Origin of the sequence: Sphingobium quisquiliarum P25 (assembly GCF_000445065.1) — a bacterium.
GTDB classification, from domain to species: Bacteria; Pseudomonadota; Alphaproteobacteria; order Sphingomonadales; family Sphingomonadaceae; genus Sphingobium; species Sphingobium quisquiliarum.
On sequence record NZ_ATHO01000007.1, the window covers coordinates 71,024 to 90,942 of the forward strand.

Below are 19,919 nucleotides of genomic sequence, written 5' to 3' on the forward strand. Positions count from 1 at the left end.
ATATGATAAAGGCGGCGGAGAGGGCCCAGCCAAGATGATGAATTCCGTTCTTACCAAGGTTCGCGTCAAGGAGTTGCCGCTTCTGGCGGACATCGGCATCAACCCCGACGAAATCGGCCGCCGCCAGCCCCTCGTCATCACGGTGGAGTTGCTGCTGTCCACCGGAGCCGTGAAGGGCATAGAGGACACGGTCGATTACCGCCGGATCGTCAAGGCGGCGGAATCGCTTTCTCTGGTGCACATCCCCCTGATCGAAACCTTTGCCTATATGCTTGCCCAGAAATGCCTTTCATGGACCCATGTGGTTGAGGCGGACGTCAGCATCGACAAGCCGTTCGCGATCACGCGCGGCATGGCGGGGGTGGAGGTGTCGGTGCGCCGCGATCAGCAAGGGCATGCACCCGATCTTCCGGCATGATGCGCCGCCATCACATTGGCGGATAGATCTGATGTTCCTTGCAGATCAGGAAGTAGCAGCGATCCGCCTGGAAGAGGCCGGACGCTAACACTGATTTTTCATAGGCGCGGAAATGCTCCAGCGCATCCGGCGCCACCCATAAGCTGATCATGAGCGTGATGGCGGGCCCGTCGGCGCCACCGAAATGCCTGGCCATTTGCGGGTCCGGCAGGGGCAGGGCGTCGGATCTCGTCAGACCGCGCAGCGCTGCTTCCAAAGCGGGAGCGGCGGCAAGGGCTGCGGCATGGATATCGTCCCAGCGGGCCTGGACATCCTGCGCGGTTGAGCCATGTTCCGGGAACAGGAAGTGCATGATCTTGACGGCATCATCCGTCCCGGATGGCTCCGACAAGCAGGTTTCCCGCGTGAAAGCCATTTGCGTGGTCGCCGTTTCGGAGAATTTCTCGCCATCGGGAGCGATCACGGTGATCGTATAGGGGTCGGTGAAGGTCCGCTTCAGATCATCCGGGCTGCGAAAGTAAAGTTCCGTAACGCTGTCGCGATGCGTCACTGCGCCGTAACTGGCATATGCGCTGGTGGAATAGGCGCCGTCCACGACATGGTTCTGAACATAGCGCGCGAGGCCAAGCGGATTTGCGAGCGTCAGCCCGCCATGGACATTGACGATATAATCTATGAATTCGCGATAGGTCATACCGGGGCGGCGGCGCACGGCAGCAACGACCTTCAGCATATTGTCACCCCTTTTAACCAGTTCGTCGAGAGCCTTCCGCTGATGCGCAGCCTATGTAAAACTCTTTATATTTATGATCTTCGATCCAAATCGCTGATAGCTTGGCCCCGCTGATCACAATGAAGGCGGCAAATTGCTTTATTCACAGATCCGTTTATCGTTTCAGCATTGAATAAGAAAAACGGATCGTAGAGATGCGGCTCAAAGGATTGGACCTGAACCTTCTGGTGGCCTTCGACGCCCTGATGTCGTCTCGAAGCGTATCCCGCGCAGCCGTGAAAATGAATCTCAGCCAGCCCGCAGTCAGTTCCGCCCTCGCCAGGCTGAGAAGCTATTTCAAGGACGAGATATTGGTTGTCCATGGAAAGCGGATGCTTCCCACGGCCTTTGCGGAGGGTCTCTATCCGCAGGTTCTCGCCTGTCTGCGGGAAGCTGAAATCCTCATCACCACCAATTCGGCTTTCGACCCGCTCACCAGTCAGAGGCGGTTTCGTATCGTCGCGTCCGACTATGCATCGACCGCCGTGATTTCCTACTTCGCCAATCGCCTTCCCGTCATTGCGCCGGGCGTGCAGCTTGAACTCATCCTGCCGGAAGACAATGTGTGGGGCGATCTTGAAGAAGGCTTCATAGACATTTTCATCACGCCGGAAGAATTTGTGTCCAACGTCCATCCCGCCGAGCTTCTCTTCGAGGAAAGGCATGTCATCGCCGGTTGGGCAAGCAATCCCCTGATGAGCAGGCCGATTTCGAAGGATGAACTGTTTTCGTCGCCCCATATTACCGTGTCCTTTGGGCGCCATCGAAAGCTTGCCCATGGCGACGCCCAGCTGAGTTCCATGGGCCTGCAACGGCAGGTGGAGATCGTCGCGCCTTCCTTCACGCTGGTTCCATGGCTGTTGATCGGGACGCAACGCCTGTCGATCATGCATCACCGCCTGGCGAAGCTGATGGCGGCGAAATTCCCGATCGCCTTCCAGCCCATGCCCTTCAAATTCCCCATCATGCGCGAAATGGCGCAATATCATAGCGCCCGCAGTTCGGATGATGGACTGCTCTGGCTGCGAAACCAGTTGCGCCTCGCCGCAGAGCAGACGGAAAAGCTCGACGCATTCGAACTGGATGCAGCATTGCCCCTTTGAACAATGCGGCCGCCCCTTATCCTTCCTGATGCTGGGGGTTCACCCCGCCACAACTATTCACAGATATTATCGAAGGACATCAATTCAATCAGTTCGTGAGCATGCAGGACTCCCGTTAAAGTCGTGCTCGATAATGCCGCGGACACGGGGGAGGTGATGATGTTCAAGCCGTTCCGAATGAGGAACAGCCATCCATGCTGATCGTGGGAGGCGGAATTGCCGGAATGGCACTGGCCATCCAATCGGCGAAGCTGGGCATCAGGGCCGAAATCATCGAAGCAGATCCCCATTGGCGCGTCGCAGGCGCCGGCATCAGCATCACCGGCCCCACCTACAGGGCGCTCAAGCGCCTGGGATTGCTCGATGATGTCAGGGCCGCAGGCTATTTCATCGACAAGGGCGCGCTGATCTGCGCTGCTGACGGAACCACGCTGATCGAATTGCCGATGCAGCCGCTGGAGCCGGGGCTGCCGACAGCGGGCGGCATATTGCGGCCGGAACTTCATCGCATCATGGCGGCACGCGTGCGGGAATTGGGCATTCCCGTCAGGCTCGGCGTCACCGCGAAAAGCATCACGATATTGGAGGATGCGGTCGAGGTCGGGCTATCCAACGGAGAAGTGGTCGGTCATCCCATTGTCATCGGCGCTGACGGCGCATTTTCGCAGACACGTGCCCAAATATTCCCGGATGCGCCGGTCCCCAGCTACACGGGTCAATTTTGCTGGCGATTGCTGGCGGATCGGCCCGAAGTGATCGACCGGCCTCATTTCTATGTGGGAGCGAACGTGACATGCGGCGTGATGCCTGTATCCCAATCGCAAATGTATCTCTGGCTGCTGGAAACCAGCGCGGATCGCCGCCGGTTGGACGATGACAGGCTGGCGCCGGAACTGAGCGCGATGCTGACGCCCTTTGGCGGGACCGCGATGGACGCGGTGAGGGCCGCGATCCGGGCGGGGACGCAGATCATTGCCCGGCCTCTCGACGCGCTGCTTCTGCCGCGCCCGTGGCACAAGGGCAGGGTGCTGCTGATCGGCGATGCCTGCCATGCGACCACGCCGCATCTCGCGTCGGGCGCGGGGATCGCGATAGAGGATGCGATGGTGTTGGCGGACATACTCGCCGGGGGCGGCACGCCGGAGGATATGTTCGACCGGTTCGAGGGGCGCCGGTGGGAGCGTTGCCGCCTTGTCGTCGAGGAATCCGTCGCCATCGGTAATTTGCAGCAGGCGGGCGGCCATCCCGATGAACTGAACAGGCGCATGGCCCATGCACAGGCCGCGCTCGCGATCGACATCTGAAAGGAAGGCAGCGGAGTTCTGGGCATCAGCGATCTGGCAACCTGCCGCCCCTTCAGAAAATCCCGGCGGGCGTGAAGGGTTAACCGCAAATGTGCCGTCTAACTGTCAGGCGCATGCCAGGTTCTACAAGGGAAGGCCATTCATAAATTTTATCTAAATCCATAAACCTTATCAGTTTCACTTTTGAAACAGCGGCGTGCAAGTTCAGGACAATATATACCGGGAAGAGGGTGAGGCTGGATGATATATCCCCGAAACTGTTGGTATGTTGTAGCCTTACCAACTGAGTTGAAAGCCGGTGACCTGCTGCCGCGGACCATCTGCGACATCCCGATGCTACTCTTCCGGGACAAGGACGGTCATGCAACCGCCATCAAGGATGCTTGTTCTCACCGCCTCGCGCCCCTGTCGGCAGGCGTTTATCAGGATGGCGAAGTCATGTGCCGGTATCATGGCCTGCGTTTCGGCAAGGGCGGCAAATGCGTGCATAACCCGCATGGCCAAATCACGGATGCTCTGTCCGTCAGATCATGGGCGACTGTCGAGCGGCATGATCTCATCTGGTTGTGGATGGGCGACATCAAGGCTGCCGACGACAGCCTTATCCCTGATCTTTCTTTCATCGACCGGACACCTGCCCACGGCAAGTTCACCGGCTATCTGCCAACCAAGGCCAATTTCGAACTCTGCACCGACAACATACTCGATCTCACCCACACCGACTACCTTCACCCCGATACGCTCGGCGGCGGTGGCCTCACTCGTGCAAAGGAAAAGGTGAAGGTCGAAGGAAATATCGTCACGGTTCGTTGGGAAAATCCCAATGAAGTCGCTCCACCGGCACTCGATCGCGAACTCGATCGTCCCGGATCACTAGCGAATACATTTACAGAGGTGGTATGGTATCCGCCCGCCGTGATGAAATTATGCGTCCATGTGGAGCCGGTGGACCCACTGAATGGATCACCCGTCGAATCCGTGACGATGCACATCATGACGCCGGAAGGCGCAATGAAAACGCATTATTTCGTCCTGTCGACGCGCAATTTCCGCACGGATGATCCCGGCTATAATGAAGCTCTTGGAAAGTTCGTCAACAATATCTTCGCAACCGAAGACAAGCCGATGCTGGAGGCGCAGCAGGCGCGGATGGGGACGGGCGATCTCTGGGCCTGCAATCCAGCGCTGCTGCCGATCGACAACGCCGCGGTGAGGGCACGCCGCATATTGGCTCACATGATCGAAAAGGAAAATAACGGCGAGGCGGCCTGAGCCGTCCGATCATGCGGTGGGCAGAAGGATCAATAATCGATCCTATGATTATAATAATATTGAAAAGGAGGGGAAGTCCATGAAGGCCAATTTATTAGCAGGCGGGGCCATGATAGCCGTGCTGCTTGGCGCGACATCTGCATTGGCGCAGGATGTTCAGGCGCCGCAGCCGATGACAGGTGATCAAGGTCTTGCGGACATTGTCGTCACGGCACAGCGCCGTGTTGAATCCGCGCAGAAGGCCGCGATCGCTATCGATGTTGTCGCTCCGGCGGAACTCACCCGCGCAGGCGTCAATAGCGCCGCGACGTTGAATGCTGTTGCGCCTTCGCTCAATGTTGCGAGCGGTGGCGGCGCAACGGCCAGCTTCTTCATTCGCGGCGTCGGCAACTTCACCAACAATGCCTATAGCGATTCAGCCGTCGCCTTCAACTATGACGGTGTTTATATCGGCCGCCCCACCGCCACCAACGGCGCCTTCTTCGATCTTGAACGGATCGAGGTGCTCAAAGGGCCACAGGGCACGCTCTACGGCCGCAACGCAACCGGCGGCGCGATCAACGTCCTGCCCAGTAAGCCGAAAATCGGCGAGCTGGGGGGCGCGATCTCCATCGGCATCGGCAATTATGACAATGTGGAGGCCGAAGCCGCCATCAACCTTCCGGTCGGTGACAATTCCGCGTTCCGCGTCGCTGGCAAGGTTCTGCATTCCGACGGTTATAATGACGACGGTACGGCCGATTCCAAGGCCCAGGGCGTGCGCGCGCAGTTCCTGACCGAACCTTCGGATGGTGTCAGCCTGCGACTCGCGGCTGACTATTCTCATGTGGGGGGAATGGGGCCCGGCGGCTCCTACCAGGGCTCCCTGGCCTTCGTGCCGGGCGCACCGGCTTCATCGGCCGCGCCCGCAAACTATGTCTTCATCCCTTCCAACCTCGACAGGCGCAGCGGCCTGACCTCACCGGAAGCAAGGGATTATTTCAGCCAACTGGTCATTGGGGGATCGTTCAACTTCCCCGCACCGGTGGAAAGGCCCTATATCAACGACACCAATTGGGGCGTGACTGGTGAACTCGGCGTGGAAACCGGGATCGGCGATCTTACCGTCATTTCGGCTTACCGCCGGTCCAGGCTCGACGACCTCTTCAACGGGCCCGGATTTCGCGGCGGCCGCGTCGATGAGCGCGACCGGCAGTTCAGCGCCGAAGTGCGCCTGAACGGCAAGCGTATCGGTCCGGTGGAATGGCTGCTGGGCGCTTATTATTTTGACGAAACGACCAGGGGCCGTTCCGTCTTCAACCAGTATATCGCGACGTCGATCCAATCTTATGATGTCGGCACGCGGTCGACGGCGGGATTTGGCCGCCTGACGTTCCACCTTGCCGACAGCTTCCGCCTGGTCGCCGCAGGCCGCTACACGCATGACCGCAAGTCGCTGGACGGGTCAGCGCCGACATTGCTGAACATCTGCACGAACGCAGCGCCTCCGTTAGGGCCGGGCTGCCTTGCCGGGCCTTCCGTCCCCGTGGGCCGCTCCCTGGCTGAAATCGCCGCGGCGATCCCCGCCAGCGATCTTCCCCTGGGGTTTCCAGTTGCCCCTGGACCGGCCAATGCCCGGCCTTTCGGGTCGGCGGGGAATATCCTTTTCTATTCTCCGATTGTTGTGAACGACACCGTCACGCAGAACCGCTTCACCTATCGTCTTGCGGCTGAATTCGACGCAGGGCCCAATTCGCTCGCCTATGCCAGCTATGAAACGGGTTATCGTTCCGGTGGCTTCTCGCTGTCCCTGGGCCATGAAACGTTCGAACCGGAATATATCAAGGCGGCAACTGTCGGCCTAAAGAACCGATTCTTCAACAATCGCCTCCAGTTGAATATCGAAGCCTTCTACTGGCGATATTCGGGTCAGCAGGTTTCCCACTTCGGTCTCGATGGCCTTGGTCTTAACAGTTACTTCACCGAAAATGCCGGGCGTTCAACCATCAAGGGTGTGGATGTGGACGTGCAGTTCAGGGCCACCCCTTCAACATTACTGAGCGGATCGATCCAATATCTTGAAAACAAGCTGGACGATTATTCCTACCAGACGCCGCGAGGCGCGACCTTCCTTCCTCCTGCGGTAGGATGCCCCTATGCACCGGGAACGAATGCGCTTGGTCAAACCGTCTATGACGTCGATTGCAGCGGCAAACCCGGCTTCAACTCGCCGAAATGGTCGGCCAGCGCTGGCATCGAACAGTATGTGGATGCCGGACCCAACCGTATCACCTTCGCCGCGCAGGGACGTTACCGTTCGAACCGGGTCGTCGGCTTCGACTATCTGCCCCAAAGCTATTCCGGGCGGGACTTTGTGGTCGATGGCTCCATCAGCTTCGGCGATCCCGATGAAACATGGGCGATCACCCTATGGGGCCGCAACCTCACCAATCGCACCGTTCCCACCATCACTCAATTGAATAGTTCAGTCGCTAATACCATCATCACCAACTACGCGCCTCCACGGACATATGGAATTCGCGGAAACTTCCGGTTCTGATGACATGCTGAGCCGGTTGCGTGCTCGCCGGCTCAGCCTTTTCAAGGGACTTCAACCTCCCCAGCCGCCCATCACCTGCCCAGGAGAGCCAGGGCAATGATCAGCGCGCCAGCAACAATCGCGCTCGCGATGAGCCGGGCCGCGCCCCGAATATCCGGCTGCAATGATGGGGCGGCTATCGCTTCTCCTTCGATCCGGCGGGTCAGTGCGCGCAGCAGCCGGGGCGCATCATCGCCGATCCGCGCGAGTTCCAGCACCAGGCTGCGCAGCAGCGGCTCCCACCGGCCGGGTGAGAGACGGGCGCGAGCCACGCGAAGCCAGGAACGCTGCATCGCCGCCTGGAGATCGAAGTCCGGCTCGATGCGGGAGAGAACGCCATCCATGGTGATCAGGGCCTTGAGGATGAGGAGGAGGTCGGGCGGCAGGCTCAACTCCTCATCCCGCAGCACGGCCAGGAAGTCCGTCATCATGGCGGACAAGATGATGCGTCCGCCGCTGTGTCGGGCAACGAGGCGTTCGGCCACCAGCATCACGCGCTCTCGCGGAACGTTGCCGTCCTGGGACCATATCGCCAGCGTGTCGGCAAGCGCCGCCGGATCGCCGGAGGTGAGCGACAGCAGGAAGCTCAGAAACTCCTCGCGGCGGCGGGGCGAGACATGCCCGATCATGCCGAAATCAAGCAGAGCAATGCGATTGCCCGGCAGGCACAGGAGGTTCCCGGGATGGGGATCGGCATGGAACCGCCCGTTGATCAGCACCATGTCCAGAACCATGTCGGCGCCGAGCGCCGCTATGGCCGCCGGATCGATCCCTTCGGCGCGCAGCATGTCTCCGTCGCGCGGCGGCGACCCTTCGACATAATCCATGACAAGCAGGCTCTCTGATGTCCATTGCCAGTGGATTTCGGGGATGATCACCTGCGGCTCGCCCGCGAAATCATCGCGGATCATCTCGGCGTTGCGTCCCTCCTGGGTGAAATCCAGTTCGCTCAGCATGGCGTCGGCGAGCTGCCGGGCGAGCGCAACCGGATGGAAGCGCCGGACCTGCGGATTGCTCGTTTCAGCAAGGGCGGCCAACTGGCTCACGAGCCTCAGGTCCGCTTCGACAGGCGGGCGGATGCCCGGCCGCCGGATCTTGAGCACGACGGCGGTTCCATCTTCAAGCGTCGCGCGATGAACCTGCGCTATCGACGCGGCCGCCAGAGGGGTCTCATCGAAGGAGGCAAACACCTCTTCAGGCGGTGCGCCAAGCGCGGCTTCCACGGAGGGACGCAGATCATCGAACGCGATCATGGGCGCCTGGCTGTGAAGCGCCTCCAACTCCGCGATCCAATGGGGTGGAAGAAGGTCCGCGCGCGTCGCCAGAATTTGCCCCAGTTTGACAAAAGTCGGCCCCAATGCCTCCAGCGCCATTCTGACCCGGCGCGGCAGATCAGCGCCTTCAAAATCCTGTTGCCCCCCTTTGCCCTTGGGTTCGATGCCAAGCTGGGCAAGGAGCAGCCCCAACCCCAGCCGCGACGCGACATTGATGATCTCGGCCAGCCGGGCGCGGTCGCGCGCGGCAACGGTCAAGGTTTTGAACATCATGTCTCCTTACACTCAATGAGCCTGCGGTCCGCAACTTGACTGGCAGAGATCAACCGCTTGTGAACTGGCCGCAGTTCCATGCGCTCAAGGATTTGCACTCGACTCTACAGGAGGGCCTGTCCGGGATCGGGTATCGCGGAGGGTGAGGTGTATGAGGATGCGGGGGTCAGCGGAGCCAAGCGCCGGGACAAGCGCCGCGCCTTTGACCGCCTGCTGAAGGATGCCACGCGCCGCAAGTTCGATATGGTGGCAGCGTGAGCGTGGAGCGTGGACCGTCTCGGCCTCCCACCAAACTGGCGCAAGTAAGCGCGACAGTCCTCCGCAGGCGCTCAGTCTCCAGCGGCTGGCCTCTCGCCTCTCCAGCCCCCATTTTCGCAGAAAAAATAACGCCACGGTTGCACTAATCACAAGCGAGTCATGCGCGGCTCCGGCATGCTCCCGCTGGGCCCGAAACGCATCCCACGAGTGGACCCCGCAGACGGACCCGACATTCACCGCAGCTTGTGACTTACACGCTCAAAATCAAACAAAAACATGAAACTGGCTGGGGCGGCAGGATTCGAACCTGCGCATGGCGGTACCAAAAACCGCTGCCTTACCGCTTGGCTACGCCCCAGCATGCGCGCGGACCGGCCGGGCGCGGTCCGCCATATAGCGTGTGCGGCGCGAAAGGAAAGCCTAGTCATCACCTCTTGTGACCGGCAATATGCGGGGATCGATCCGCTCCTTCTGGAAATCGCCGGCATGACTGCAAATAGCTCACCCGTAACCCCCGCATCCACGCAGATTGCACCGGCTTCTCCGCTGTTCCTGCGGGAAAATGAGATTCGCCGGGGGATCGAGATGCTGTATTTCGGCTATTCCGCGCTTACCCGTTCCATAGACGAAGGGCTGGCGGCGCAGGGGCTGGGCCGGGCGCATCATCGCGCGCTCTATTTCATTTCGCGGCAGCCCGATCTTGCAGTCAAGGACCTGCTGCGGCTGCTGGCGATCACCAAGCAGTCGCTGGGCCGCGTCCTCAACGACCTGATCGAGCGCGGCTATATCGAGACCCGCCCGGGTCCCAGCGATCGCAGGCAGAAGCTGCTGCGGCTCAGCCCCGCGGGGCAGGAACTGGAGGCGGAGCTATTCCGCGCGCTGCGGGAGAAGATGGCCGCCGCCTATGCCCAGGCAGGGCAGGGGTCGGTCACCGGCTTCTGGCGCGTGCTGGAAGGGCTGATCCCGGATGCGGACCGGTCGATGGTGTTCGGCTTGCGCGGACGGTGAGCATTTGCGCAACCTTATCGCCGCTGCCGCGCTTAATGACGGACTGTTGACCGGTGATGAGGATGACACATGAACATATCATATCTGCCAGCCTTGGCGATCCTGTCCGTCACGGGCCTGTCAGCCTGTTCCGAAAAGGCGGCTGATAGCGTTGAAAATGCCGGTTCGGCCATCGGCAATGATGTGAGCGGCGCTGCTGACCGGGCGGGCGACCGGATCGACAATGGCCTGGATGATGCAGGCCGTGCGATCGACAATGGCGTGGACCGCATCGGCGCCGCGACCGACAATGCCGCGCGCGAGGCTGGCCGGGAGGCCAGGGAAGCGCGGCGCGATGCTGGTGCGGCGATGGAGCGCGCCGGAAACGACATGCAGCGATGAGGGCGGGAAGGGGGCATCTTCCCCCTTCCGATTAAGCTCATTTTGGCCGTCCGCTGGTTGCTATGCGCGAGGGAAAGACGGCGGACGTTTTTCGAAGAAGGCGGCAAAGGCTTCCTGTGCTTCGGCAGAGTCCAGCATCTGACGAAAAAGCGCCGCTTCTTCATCGATCCGTTGCAGGAGATGCGATAGGTCGCCCCGTATCAGCCGTCGTGTCGCCGCGAGCGCCTGCGGCGGTTTGGCGAGCAGCGCCTTCGCCTTGGCGCGAGCGTGATCCAGCAAATTCCCAGCGGGCACGATGGCGGTAAGCAGGCCGGATCTATCGGCGGTCTCAGCGTCGATCGGCTCACCCAGCAGCAGCATGGCCGACGCGCGCGCATGGCCCAATGTGGCGGGCGCGAGCAGGCTGGAGCCAGCCTCCGGCACCAGGCCCAGATTGACGAAGGGGGTGACGAAGCGAGCGTCCGGCGCGGCATAGACCAGGTCGCAGTGAAAGAGCATGGTCGTCCCTATGCCGACGGCCAGCCCCTGAACCGCGGCCACCACGGGCTTTTCGAAGGCGGCAAGCGCGCGGATGAAGGCGAATGCGGCCTCTCCGCCCTCTGGCCCGCGCGTAAAATCCTGAAGATCGTTGCCCGCGCAGAAGTCGTCGCCCTTGCCAGCGAACAGCACTGCGCCAATGTCCGGCCGGGCCGAACAATCGGCCAGCGCAGCGGTCATCCGCTGATACATGGCGGTGGTCAGCGCATTCTTCTTGGCCGGGCGGTCGATCAGGATTTCCATCACGCCGTCCCTTTCGCGGCACTCAATGTCTTCGCTCATCGGATTTCACGTCCTTTCATTCTGCCCAGATGAGCCAGCAGCGGCCCTTGCGTCTATCCTTTTTCGGCGATCCCCCTTAGAGGCGCGGGGATGAACCGGCTCCGGGAACTGCTCGATCCCTTTCTGCTCCTGCTGATCGGCATGGTGCTGCTCGCTTCCGTGCTTCCGGCGCGGGGGGACGGCGCGCGCATCGTTGCGCTGGCAGCGGATGCCGGGATCGTTCTGCTATTCTTCCTGCACGGCGCGAAATTATCGCGAGAGGCGATCTGGAGCGGGACGAAGGCGTGGAAACTGCATCTGGCGACGCTTTCCACCACTTTCCTGCTTTTCCCCCTCATCGGCCTGGCGACGCAGCATGTTGGAGGCATTGCGCCATCGACGCGGGCGGGACTGCTGTTCCTGACGCTGCTGCCTTCGACCGTGCAATCTTCCATCGCCTTCACCGCGATCGCGCGCGGCAATGTGGCGGCGGCGGTGGTGAGCGCGTCCTTTTCCAACCTGCTGGGCATTGCGCTGACGCCGCTGCTCGTCGCCCTGCTGATGGGCAAGAGCGGTGGCGGCGCGCTCATTTCGCTGACATCGGTGGAAAAGATCGTGCTGCAATTGCTGCTGCCCTTCCTGCTCGGCCATTTGAGCCGCCCGCTGATCGGCGGCTTTGTCGCGCGGCACCGCGCCATGCTGGGGCGGGTGGACAGGGGATCGATCCTGCTGATCGTCTATTCGGCGTTCAGCGCGGCCGTGGTCGAGGGGCTGTGGCACAAGGTTTCGCGCATGGAACTGGTGGTGCTGGCCGTGCTATGCGTCATCATATTAGCGGCGGTGCTGCTGTTTACCTGGGCGTTGGGGCGGTTGCTCCACCTGCCGCGCGAAGATGCGGTGGTACTGCAATTTTGCGGGTCGAAGAAGAGTCTGGCGACCGGCGTGCCGATCGCAGGCGTGTTGTTTCCAGCGAGCGTGGTGGGGCCGATGCTGCTGCCAGTCATGCTATTTCACCAGATTCAGCTAATGGTCTGCGCTATTCTGGCCCGCCGTTATGGGGCAAAGGCCGGACCCGCTGATTGATTGCCTTGGCGGCTGGGGTCAGGGGCCGGACCATGCATCAGGATTTGCCGATGCCGTTCAGGAATATGCCGACGGTAAGTTCGGCCTGTTCCGCCATTTCCGCACGGGTGAGGGGGTCGCGCCCATAGAGCAACCGGCGGTGCCATTCGCCGAAGGCCATGGCGACGAACTGCATCGCCAGCAGTTGCGACCTGGCGGGATCGACGCCGCCCTTTTCCAATATGGCGGCCACGGGCACGACCTGATGCCGCTCGAATTGCAGCCGGGCGATTTCCCGCAGCCCTTCAAAATCGCTGCTTTCGCGAAAGATCAGGCGCGCGATCTGCATGCTGAGCGGCCTGGAAAGATATCGCTGCATTTCCGTGGCGTAGGTGACCAGCTGCGAATGAAGGCCGCCTTTCAGGGCGGGCAGCACGGGCCGGAACTGGCGCGCCGAATATTCAAGGCACGCCTCCAGCAAGGCGAGCTTTTCCGGGTAATAATTATAGAGGGTGCGGCTGGAGATTTCCGCCTTTTCCGCAATGTCCCTGACGGATGCGGCGTGGAACCCGGCGCGGGCGAATTCCTGTAGCGCCGTGGTGATCAGGCGTTCGCGCTTCTGTTCCGACTCCTCCGCCCTGGGCCGGCCCGCGCGCCTTATGCTGGCTTGATTGTTCATTCCTCCGTTGCTGTCCAACATGCATCCGTCTGATGCAAGTCCGTTCTGTCTACGTCATCGTTCCAGCATGTCCAGTTCCGCTGCCAGTCCGCCGCAGAAGAGGCGGGCGGCATTGCCGACGAAGATCATCGGGTCCTTGCTGTCATCCCCTTCGTAAAAGCGGCGTTGCGCTTCCATAAGGACGATGTTCATCAGTGTTTCCGCCGCGAAAACCGTGTCCTGCGGGGGGATGAGCCCATCTTCGATAAGGCTGGTGAAAAAGCCGCTGAACGGGTCCACATATCGCTTGACGACCACTTGCTCGATTTGCGGTTTCACCTCCTCGAACAGGCTGGAATCCATCATCAATATGCGGCGTAGAGCCTGTGCATGCGGTTGCGACACTTCCTCCAGAAGGTCCCTGATCGAATCGCGCAGACGCAATCGCCAATCCGGCCCCTCTGGCACGGCAAAGGGTGCATGTTCGAAATGGAGCAGCTTGCGTAGGACGGAAAGCAGCAGCGCCGACATATTGGGATAGCGCGCATAGACCGTTTTTCGCGACAGGCCGGACGCGGCGATCAGGGCGTTCATCGTCACGCCCGCGCCATGCTGCACCAGCATGTGCACAGCGGCTTCGGTGAGCCGCCGTTCGATGTCGCCAGCTTCCTCACGCCGCGGGCGGCCCGGTCTGCGGGCGGGGGGAGAAGGATCGCTCATAGGCCAGATGTAGAAAATTCCGGGGACAAAAGAAACAGTCTTGTTTCCTTTTTTGACCGGGCTTATTCGAATGCTGAACCAGCGCCTTGCGCGCGATACGGAGCTGCCTCCTCTTGCCGATTGCCCGTTTCCACCTCTGTCTGGTTGCGGCGGCGGCGTTGGCTGCCGGTGGTTGCGCGCCCAGCGTCAGGCTGGACCAGCCAAGGACGTCCTTGCCCGCCGCCTTCGATGCGGAGCAGACGGCCCTATCCGCCTCTCAGGAAGCGGAGGCGATCGATCGCTGGTGGTACAGGTTCGGCGATCCGCAGCTGGTGGAACTGGTGGACAGGGCGCTGGCGGACAGCACCGACGCCCGCACTGCCTATTTCCGCCTGCGCGAGGCGCGGGCGATCCGCGATCAGTCCCTGTCGCAGCGCCTGCCAACCGGCAACCTCACCGGAAACGCCCGCATACAGGGGGGTGAGCAGTTCAGCGGCGTTGATTTCATGGGATCGACCGCGACTGCCAAATCATTGTCCGGCGCCTTCTCCCCCGCGTGGGAGATCGACCTGTTCGGCCGTCTGGCGGCGATCGGGCGGGGCGCGCGGGCCAATTATGTTGCAGCCGCCTATGATTATCATGCCACGCGTCTCAGTCTGGCGGCGGATGTGGCGAGCGCGCTGTTCGAGGCGCGGGGATTGCTAGTGCAGCGGAATGACGCGGCCGAGACGCTGCGGATAACGGAGGAACTTGCGGCGACATCGCGGCTGGGACTGGCGCGCGGACTGGTATCCGGCGCGGATACGGCCCGCCTGGAAAGCGACGTGGCGACGGCGCGGGCGGAAGTGGTGCGGCTGGACGCGGCGCTGCATAATGCGCGAAGGTCGCTGCTGGTGCTGACGGGCAGGGCGGACGCACCGGTCAGCAGCCTGCCGATCGAGCCCCGGCTGGACATTCCGCCTGCCGTGCCTGCCGCCTTTCCAGCGACCCTGCTGACACGCCGCCCCGACGTGCTGTCGGCGCAAGCGCGGCTCGCGGCGGCAGCGGCGCAGGTGAAAGTCGACCGGCTGGCCTTGTTCCCGCAATTCACCCTTCAGGGCAGCGGCAGCATCACGCGCACGACGGGGATGCTGGGCGGCACGAATGGATTATGGTCGCTGGCCAGCGGCGTCACGCTGCCGATCCTGGACCGGCCCCGGCTGATGGCGCGGCTGCGTGCCACCGAAGCGCAAGGACAGCAGGCCGTGATCGCCTATGAGGCAGCGGTGCAGGCGGCCTTTCGCGACGCGGATACGGCGCTGTTCACCGTGGCGAGCGATCGCCCGCGTCTCGCCGAACTGACCCGCGCGGAGGAACGCAGCCGCTTTGCGTTTGAGGCGGCGCGGCAGGGATATCGTATCGGCCTCACCGATCTTACCACGCTGCTGCAATCGGAACGAAGCTGGCGCGCCGCGCGCACGGCGCTCACCATCGCGCGATCGCAGGCGCTGACCAATGTGGTGAGTGCCTTCCGCGCGCTTGGCGGCGGGTGGGACCCGGCTGCGCCCGCTATCGCGCCGGGGCATGAGCCTGTTCCACTGCCGGTAGCGGCCGATCCACCTGCCAATATTCAAACGCCCGTCTCATGACATTCGCTCAGGGAAAATCCGTGACGCACAAGCCGTTCCTTGCCTTGACCGCAGCCGCGCTGGCCGCAGTGCAGATGCTTGCCGCATGCGGAAATGCGGAGGAAAAGGTTGCGCCGCCGCCCCCGTCGGTTACGGTCGCACGCGTCGAGCAAAAGCCGCTGGAGGGTGGCTTTGCAGCATCCGGCCGCCTGATCCCGCGCGAGGAAGTGGCGATTGCGCCGGAAGTGTCGGGCTATCGCATCGCCCGCGTGCTGGTGGAGGAGGATGCAAACGTTCGCGCGGGGCAGGTGCTGGCGGTGCTGGACGATGCCCTGCTGGAATCGCAGATTGCCCAGGCGCGCGCCACACTGGCGCAGCAACGTGCGCAGGCGGACCAGGCGAGGGCCGAAGCCCGCCGCGTCGCCGGACTGGACAATAGCGGCGTGCTCTCGCAGGAAGCGATCGAGCAGCGCCGCAACGCCGACCGGACCGCCGCCGCCGGGGTGGAGGTCGCTCGCGCGCAATTGCAGGACCTTCTGACGCGGCAGCAGCGCATGGCCGTCCGTACGCCGGTCGCTGGACGCGTATTGCAACGATCGGCCCGGCCGGGTGACGCCTCGTCCACCGGGCAGGTCATGTTCACCATCGCGCGCGGCAACCTGATCGAACTGGACGCCGAAGTGCCCGAAGCGTCGATGGGCACATTGTCCATCAACGATCCGGTGACGGTGACGCTGGCTGACGGCACCACGCTCGACGGCCGGGTACGGCTGCTAGGCGCGCGGGTGGATAATCAGACGGGGCTTTCTCGCGCCCGCATCGCGCTGCCGGTGCGCGATGACCTGCGCGCGGGCGGCTTCGCCCAGGCCCGCTTCGTCAAGGCGAGCGCCCCGGTGACGGTGGCGCCCGAAGAGGCGGTGCACTATGATGCGGACGGCGCTTACATGCTGTTGCTTGACAAGAATGACCGGGTGCACCGCGTCAGCGTCCGCACAGGGCGGCGAGCGGGCGGCTTTGCCGAGATCCTTTCCGGCGCGAAGCCGGGCGCAAGGGCGGTGCTGAGCGGCGGCGCATTCGTGCTGGAAGGCGACAAGGTCCGCATCGCTCAGGCGCAGGCGGCACGTAAATGAGCTTCCAGATCTCCGCCTGGTCGATACGGAACCCGATTCCGGTCGTGTCGCTCTTTATCCTGCTGACGATCGCGGGCATCGTTGCTTATGTGGGCCTGCCCATCAAGCAGTTCCCCAATGTGACTGTGCCCGTCGTGCAGGTGACGGTGACGCAAAGCGGGGCCGCGCCGAGCGAGATGGAAAACCAGATCACCCGGCCGATCGAAAATTCGCTGAGCACCGTATCAGGTGTCAAGCATATCAGTTCGACAGTGGTGCTGGGCGCATCCACGACGATGGTCGAATTCGAACTGCATAGCGACATGCAGAAGGCGACCGACGATATTCGCACGGCGGTGGAGCGGACGCGGGTGCAGTTGCCACCGGGCATCGATCCGCCGCTGGTGCAGCGGCTGGACATCGATAATGCGCCGATCCTGACCTATGCCGTCAGCGCGAAGGGGATGAGCGGACCCGAACTGTCGCGCTTCATTGACAAGGTCGCCTCGCGCGCTTTCCAGGCGCAGGATGGCGTGGCGCAGGTCAGCCGCATCGGTGGCGCGACCCGTGAGATCAACGTCATCCTGGATGCCGAGCGGATGGCGGCGCTGGGCGTCACGCCGCCGCAGGTCAACAATGCGCTGGCAGCGTTCAACACGGACGAGGCGGGCGGACGCGCGGGTATCGGCGAGGTTGAACAGACGATCCGCGTGCTGGGCTCCAACAATGACGTCGCCCGTTTGCGCAACGTCACCATCCCGGTGGCGGGCCGCTATGTGCGCCTGTCCGACATCGCCGAAGTGGGTGACGGCGCGACGGAGGAGCGCAGCTTCGCGCGTCTGGACGGCCGCCCCGTCACCGCCGTTCAGATCAGCAAGACCAGCGATGTCAGCGACATCAGCGTCGAGGACAAGGTCGTCGCCACCATCGCCCAACTGGAGGCGGAGCATCCCGGCGTCACCTTTACCCGGCTGGTATCGACGGTCGATTCGACCCGCAGGACCTTTTCGTCGACGCAGCATGTGCTGGTGGAAGGCATATTCCTGGCGGTGCTGATCGTTTATGTATTCCTGCGCAACTGGCGCGCGACCATCATCGCCGCCGTCGCCATGCCGCTGTCGCTGATCCCAACCTTCGTGTTCATGTCGGCAATGGGGTTCAGCCTGAACAGTATCACGCTGCTCGCGCTGACGCTGGTCATCGGCATCCTGGTGGACGACGCCATCGTTGAGGTCGAAAATATCGAAAAGCGGATCGAGGCGGGGGAATCACCTTATCGCGCGGCGCTGATCGGTGCCGATGCGATTGGCCTCGCTGTCATCGCCACGACTTTCACCATTGTCGCGGTATTCGCGCCCGTGTCGCTCATTCCGGGACAGGCGGGGCAGTTTTTCCGGGAATTCGGCCTGACCGTCGCGGCGGCGGTGCTGTTCTCGCTGGTGGTCGCGCGTCTGCTGACGCCGCTCATGGCGGCCTATTTCCTGACGCCGCTGCACGATCGCGGTCATCAGCCGGACAAGGAGCATAGCGCGGTCTACCGGCGCTATACCCGCATTCTGGATTGGGCGCTGGCGCATCGCTGGACGACGATGGCGATCGGCACGGGCATATTGGTGGTGTCGCTGCTGATGGCGGTGTCCACGCCGATCGGATTCCAGCCGGTCGGCAATCCGGGCTATCTCTATATCGCGGTGCAAGGTGCGCCCGGCGCGACGCGGGCCGACATGGAACAGTCGGTCACCCAGGCGACGCGCCTGCTGCTCAAGGAACCAGCCGTGGAGCGGGTCTTCGCGCAGGTCGGTTCCACCGCGGGTTTCGGCGGCACGGATGACATGCGGTCCGGCACGATCACCGTCCTCCTGAAGCATGATCGGGACATCACGACCGACGAGTTTCGCGAAATCATCCGTCCCAAGCTGCGCGACGTGCCCGATGTGCGCCTGTCCAACCAGGGGGCGTTCGGCAGCGCGGCGGTGAACATCATCCTGGCGGGCGAGGACGGGCAGGCGCTGGAGCGGACCCAGACCGCTTTGCTGCGCCAGATGCGCGATGTGCCGTCCATTTCCGACCCGCGTCCCGCGCCACCCCCGGCCGGGCCGGAATTGATCGTGACGCCCCGTCCGGCGGAAGCGGCGCGCCTGAATGTCGACAGCCGCACGCTGGCGCAGGTGCTGCGCATCGCCACCATCGGCGATATCGACGCCAATGTCGCAAAGCTGTCCGATGGTGATGAGCGCGTGCCGATCCGCGTGCGCCTGCCCGAAGGAGCGCGGCAGGACCTGTCCGTCATCGCCGGGCTGCGCGTGCCGACGCTGGACGGCAACACGACTCCGCTGTCGGCCGTCGCCGACATCACCTTCCGCGCGGGCCCCGGCAAGATCATCCGCTATGATCGCGAACGCCGCGTATCGGTGGAGGCGGATCTGGTGTCCGGCCGTACGCTGGGTCAGGCTCTGGAAGAAGTCGCGGCGCTTCCGGCGATGAAGACCCTGCCCGCAGGGGTGAAGCAGGCGCGCGAGGGCGATTCCGAAGCCATTCAGGAATTGTTCGGCGGCTTCATGATCGCCATCGCGGCAGGCATTGGCCTCACCTTTTCCGTGCTGGTGCTGCTGTTCAAGGGCTTCTTCAAGCCGGTCGTCATCCTGGCCGCGCTGCCATTGTCGCTGCTGGGCGCTTTTGCGACGCTGCTGATCTTCGGCAAGACGCTGGACCTTCCGGCGATGATCGGGCTGTTGATGCTGCTTGGCTTATGCGCGAAAAACTCCATCCTTCTGGTGGAGTTTGCGATCGAGGATGAGCGGCGCGGGGTGCCGATGGGCGAAGCGCTGCGCAACAGTTGCCGGGAACGCGCCCGCCCGATCGTGATGACGACCGTCGCCATGGCCGCGGGCATGATGCCGACCGCTCTCGGCATCGGTGAAGGCGCGGAGTTTCGCCAGCCCATGGCGCTGGCGGTGATCGGCGGGCTGATCAGCTCGACTGCCTTGTCGCTGATCTTCGTGCCGGTGATCTACGAGATTGTGGACGGATTTGAACGCTGGCTGTCACCCAAGGCGGCGCGGCTTGTCACGCCCCGGCAACCCGGTGACGAGGACCCGGTCGTCACCTGAATTTTTCCCGCATAGCGGGAGGGATGGGCCGATGCGGGAGTCGTCGCGCCAGCTTGTCAAAAGCAGATTCGGCAGCGTGCTGATGATGGCGCCTGCGGGCATGCCGTTGACGCCTATGAAAAGCGCCTATTGAACCGCCCCTCTCCGCCTGAACGTCAAATACTGCCGACAAGCGTTTGACCTTTGGGCAGAATCCGGCTAAGTAGTCTCCAGGAAAGAGCAGCGAGCCCAAGCA

The 19,919-nt window shown here is 62.5% G+C and carries 17 protein-coding genes and 1 tRNA gene; 12 read left to right on the forward strand and 6 right to left on the reverse strand.

Annotated elements, in window-relative coordinates; genetic code table 11:
* Positions 1-34 precede the first annotated feature (34 nt).
* Entirely contained in the window at positions 35-418 is a 384-nt protein-coding gene (locus tag L288_RS23305) for a dihydroneopterin aldolase (RefSeq protein WP_021236523.1), read from the forward strand.
* A gap of 10 nt (positions 419-428) precedes the next feature.
* Here the strand turns inward: L288_RS23305 and L288_RS23310 are convergent, their stop codons facing one another.
* Complete coding sequence (locus L288_RS23310) at positions 429-1,151, reverse strand: EthD domain-containing protein (protein WP_021236524.1); 723 nt, start codon at positions 1,149-1,151, stop codon at positions 429-431.
* A gap of 194 nt (positions 1,152-1,345) precedes the next feature.
* Between L288_RS23310 and L288_RS23315 the strand changes: the two genes are divergently transcribed.
* The 4 genes from L288_RS23315 to L288_RS23330 all read left to right on the forward strand — a co-directional run bounded on the left by L288_RS23315 (position 1,346) and on the right by L288_RS23330 (position 7,408).
* The gene (locus L288_RS23315) at positions 1,346-2,293 is read left to right on the forward strand and encodes a LysR family transcriptional regulator (RefSeq protein ID WP_021236525.1); all 948 of its coding nucleotides are present in this window, start codon (positions 1,346-1,348) and stop codon (positions 2,291-2,293) included.
* A 194-nt stretch (positions 2,294-2,487) separates the two neighbouring features.
* Positions 2,488-3,597 (forward strand): FAD-dependent monooxygenase, encoded by a 1,110-nt coding sequence (locus L288_RS23320; protein ID WP_021236526.1) that lies wholly within the window; start codon positions 2,488-2,490, stop codon positions 3,595-3,597.
* A gap of 240 nt (positions 3,598-3,837) precedes the next feature.
* Positions 3,838-4,869 carry an aromatic ring-hydroxylating dioxygenase subunit alpha gene (locus L288_RS23325; RefSeq protein ID WP_031303740.1) on the forward strand — a complete coding sequence of 344 codons (1,032 nt, stop codon included), beginning with the start codon at positions 3,838-3,840 and terminating at the stop codon, positions 4,867-4,869.
* Positions 4,870-4,978: 109 nt separating this feature from the next.
* Positions 4,979-7,408 (forward strand): TonB-dependent receptor, encoded by a 2,430-nt coding sequence (locus L288_RS23330; RefSeq protein WP_051209588.1) that lies wholly within the window; start codon positions 4,979-4,981, stop codon positions 7,406-7,408.
* Between the two features lie 71 nt (positions 7,409-7,479).
* Here L288_RS23330 and L288_RS23335 read toward each other — a convergent pair whose 3' ends face one another.
* On the reverse strand, positions 7,480-8,991 hold the full coding sequence (locus L288_RS23335; protein WP_031303741.1) for an ABC1 kinase family protein: 1,512 nt from the start codon (positions 8,989-8,991) through the stop codon (positions 7,480-7,482).
* A gap of 150 nt (positions 8,992-9,141) precedes the next feature.
* On the opposite strand from L288_RS23335, the gene L288_RS44215 reads away from it, so the two are divergent.
* Positions 9,142-9,252 carry a recombinase family protein gene (locus tag L288_RS44215; protein WP_021236530.1) on the forward strand — a complete coding sequence of 37 codons (111 nt, stop codon included), beginning with the start codon at positions 9,142-9,144 and terminating at the stop codon, positions 9,250-9,252.
* A 283-nt stretch (positions 9,253-9,535) separates the two neighbouring features.
* Here L288_RS44215 and L288_RS23340 read toward each other — a convergent pair.
* Positions 9,536-9,610 (reverse strand) — tRNA-Gln (locus L288_RS23340).
* Between the two features lie 128 nt (positions 9,611-9,738).
* Here L288_RS23340 and L288_RS23345 point away from each other — a divergent pair.
* The gene (locus L288_RS23345) at positions 9,739-10,260 is read left to right on the forward strand and encodes a MarR family winged helix-turn-helix transcriptional regulator (protein WP_030541077.1); all 522 of its coding nucleotides are present in this window, start codon (positions 9,739-9,741) and stop codon (positions 10,258-10,260) included.
* 69 nt (positions 10,261-10,329) lie between these two features.
* Entirely contained in the window at positions 10,330-10,641 is a 312-nt protein-coding gene (locus L288_RS23350) for a hypothetical protein (protein WP_021236532.1), read from the forward strand.
* Positions 10,642-10,701: 60 nt separating this feature from the next.
* Here the strand turns inward: L288_RS23350 and L288_RS23355 are convergent, their stop codons facing one another.
* Complete coding sequence (locus L288_RS23355) at positions 10,702-11,460, reverse strand: enoyl-CoA hydratase-related protein (RefSeq protein ID WP_021236533.1); 759 nt, start codon at positions 11,458-11,460, stop codon at positions 10,702-10,704.
* A 90-nt stretch (positions 11,461-11,550) separates the two neighbouring features.
* Between L288_RS23355 and L288_RS23360 the strand changes: the two genes are divergently transcribed.
* Entirely contained in the window at positions 11,551-12,522 is a 972-nt protein-coding gene (locus tag L288_RS23360) for a bile acid:sodium symporter family protein (RefSeq protein WP_021236534.1), read from the forward strand.
* 37 nt (positions 12,523-12,559) lie between these two features.
* Here the strand turns inward: L288_RS23360 and L288_RS23365 are convergent, their stop codons facing one another.
* Both L288_RS23365 and L288_RS23370 read right to left on the reverse strand, forming a co-directional pair.
* Positions 12,560-13,180, reverse strand: a complete 621-nt coding sequence (locus L288_RS23365) for a TetR/AcrR family transcriptional regulator (protein ID WP_021236535.1) — start codon at positions 13,178-13,180, stop codon at positions 12,560-12,562.
* 54 nt (positions 13,181-13,234) lie between these two features.
* Positions 13,235-13,879 (reverse strand): TetR/AcrR family transcriptional regulator, encoded by a 645-nt coding sequence (locus tag L288_RS23370; RefSeq protein WP_021236536.1) that lies wholly within the window; start codon positions 13,877-13,879, stop codon positions 13,235-13,237.
* Positions 13,880-13,992: 113 nt separating this feature from the next.
* On the opposite strand from L288_RS23370, the gene L288_RS23375 reads away from it, so the two are divergent.
* From L288_RS23375 to L288_RS23385, 3 genes are read left to right on the forward strand one after another with little or no spacing between them, the layout of a single operon-like run.
* Entirely contained in the window at positions 13,993-15,486 is a 1,494-nt protein-coding gene (locus L288_RS23375; protein WP_161625637.1) for a TolC family protein, read from the forward strand.
* Between the two features lie 20 nt (positions 15,487-15,506).
* On the forward strand, positions 15,507-16,595 hold the full coding sequence (locus L288_RS23380) for an efflux RND transporter periplasmic adaptor subunit (RefSeq protein WP_021236538.1): 1,089 nt from the start codon (positions 15,507-15,509) through the stop codon (positions 16,593-16,595).
* Positions 16,592-19,684 (forward strand): efflux RND transporter permease subunit, encoded by a 3,093-nt coding sequence (locus L288_RS23385; protein ID WP_021236539.1) that lies wholly within the window; start codon positions 16,592-16,594, stop codon positions 19,682-19,684. The genes L288_RS23380 and L288_RS23385 overlap by 4 nt, the downstream gene beginning before the upstream one ends.
* The last annotated feature ends 235 nt before the right edge of the window (positions 19,685-19,919 follow it).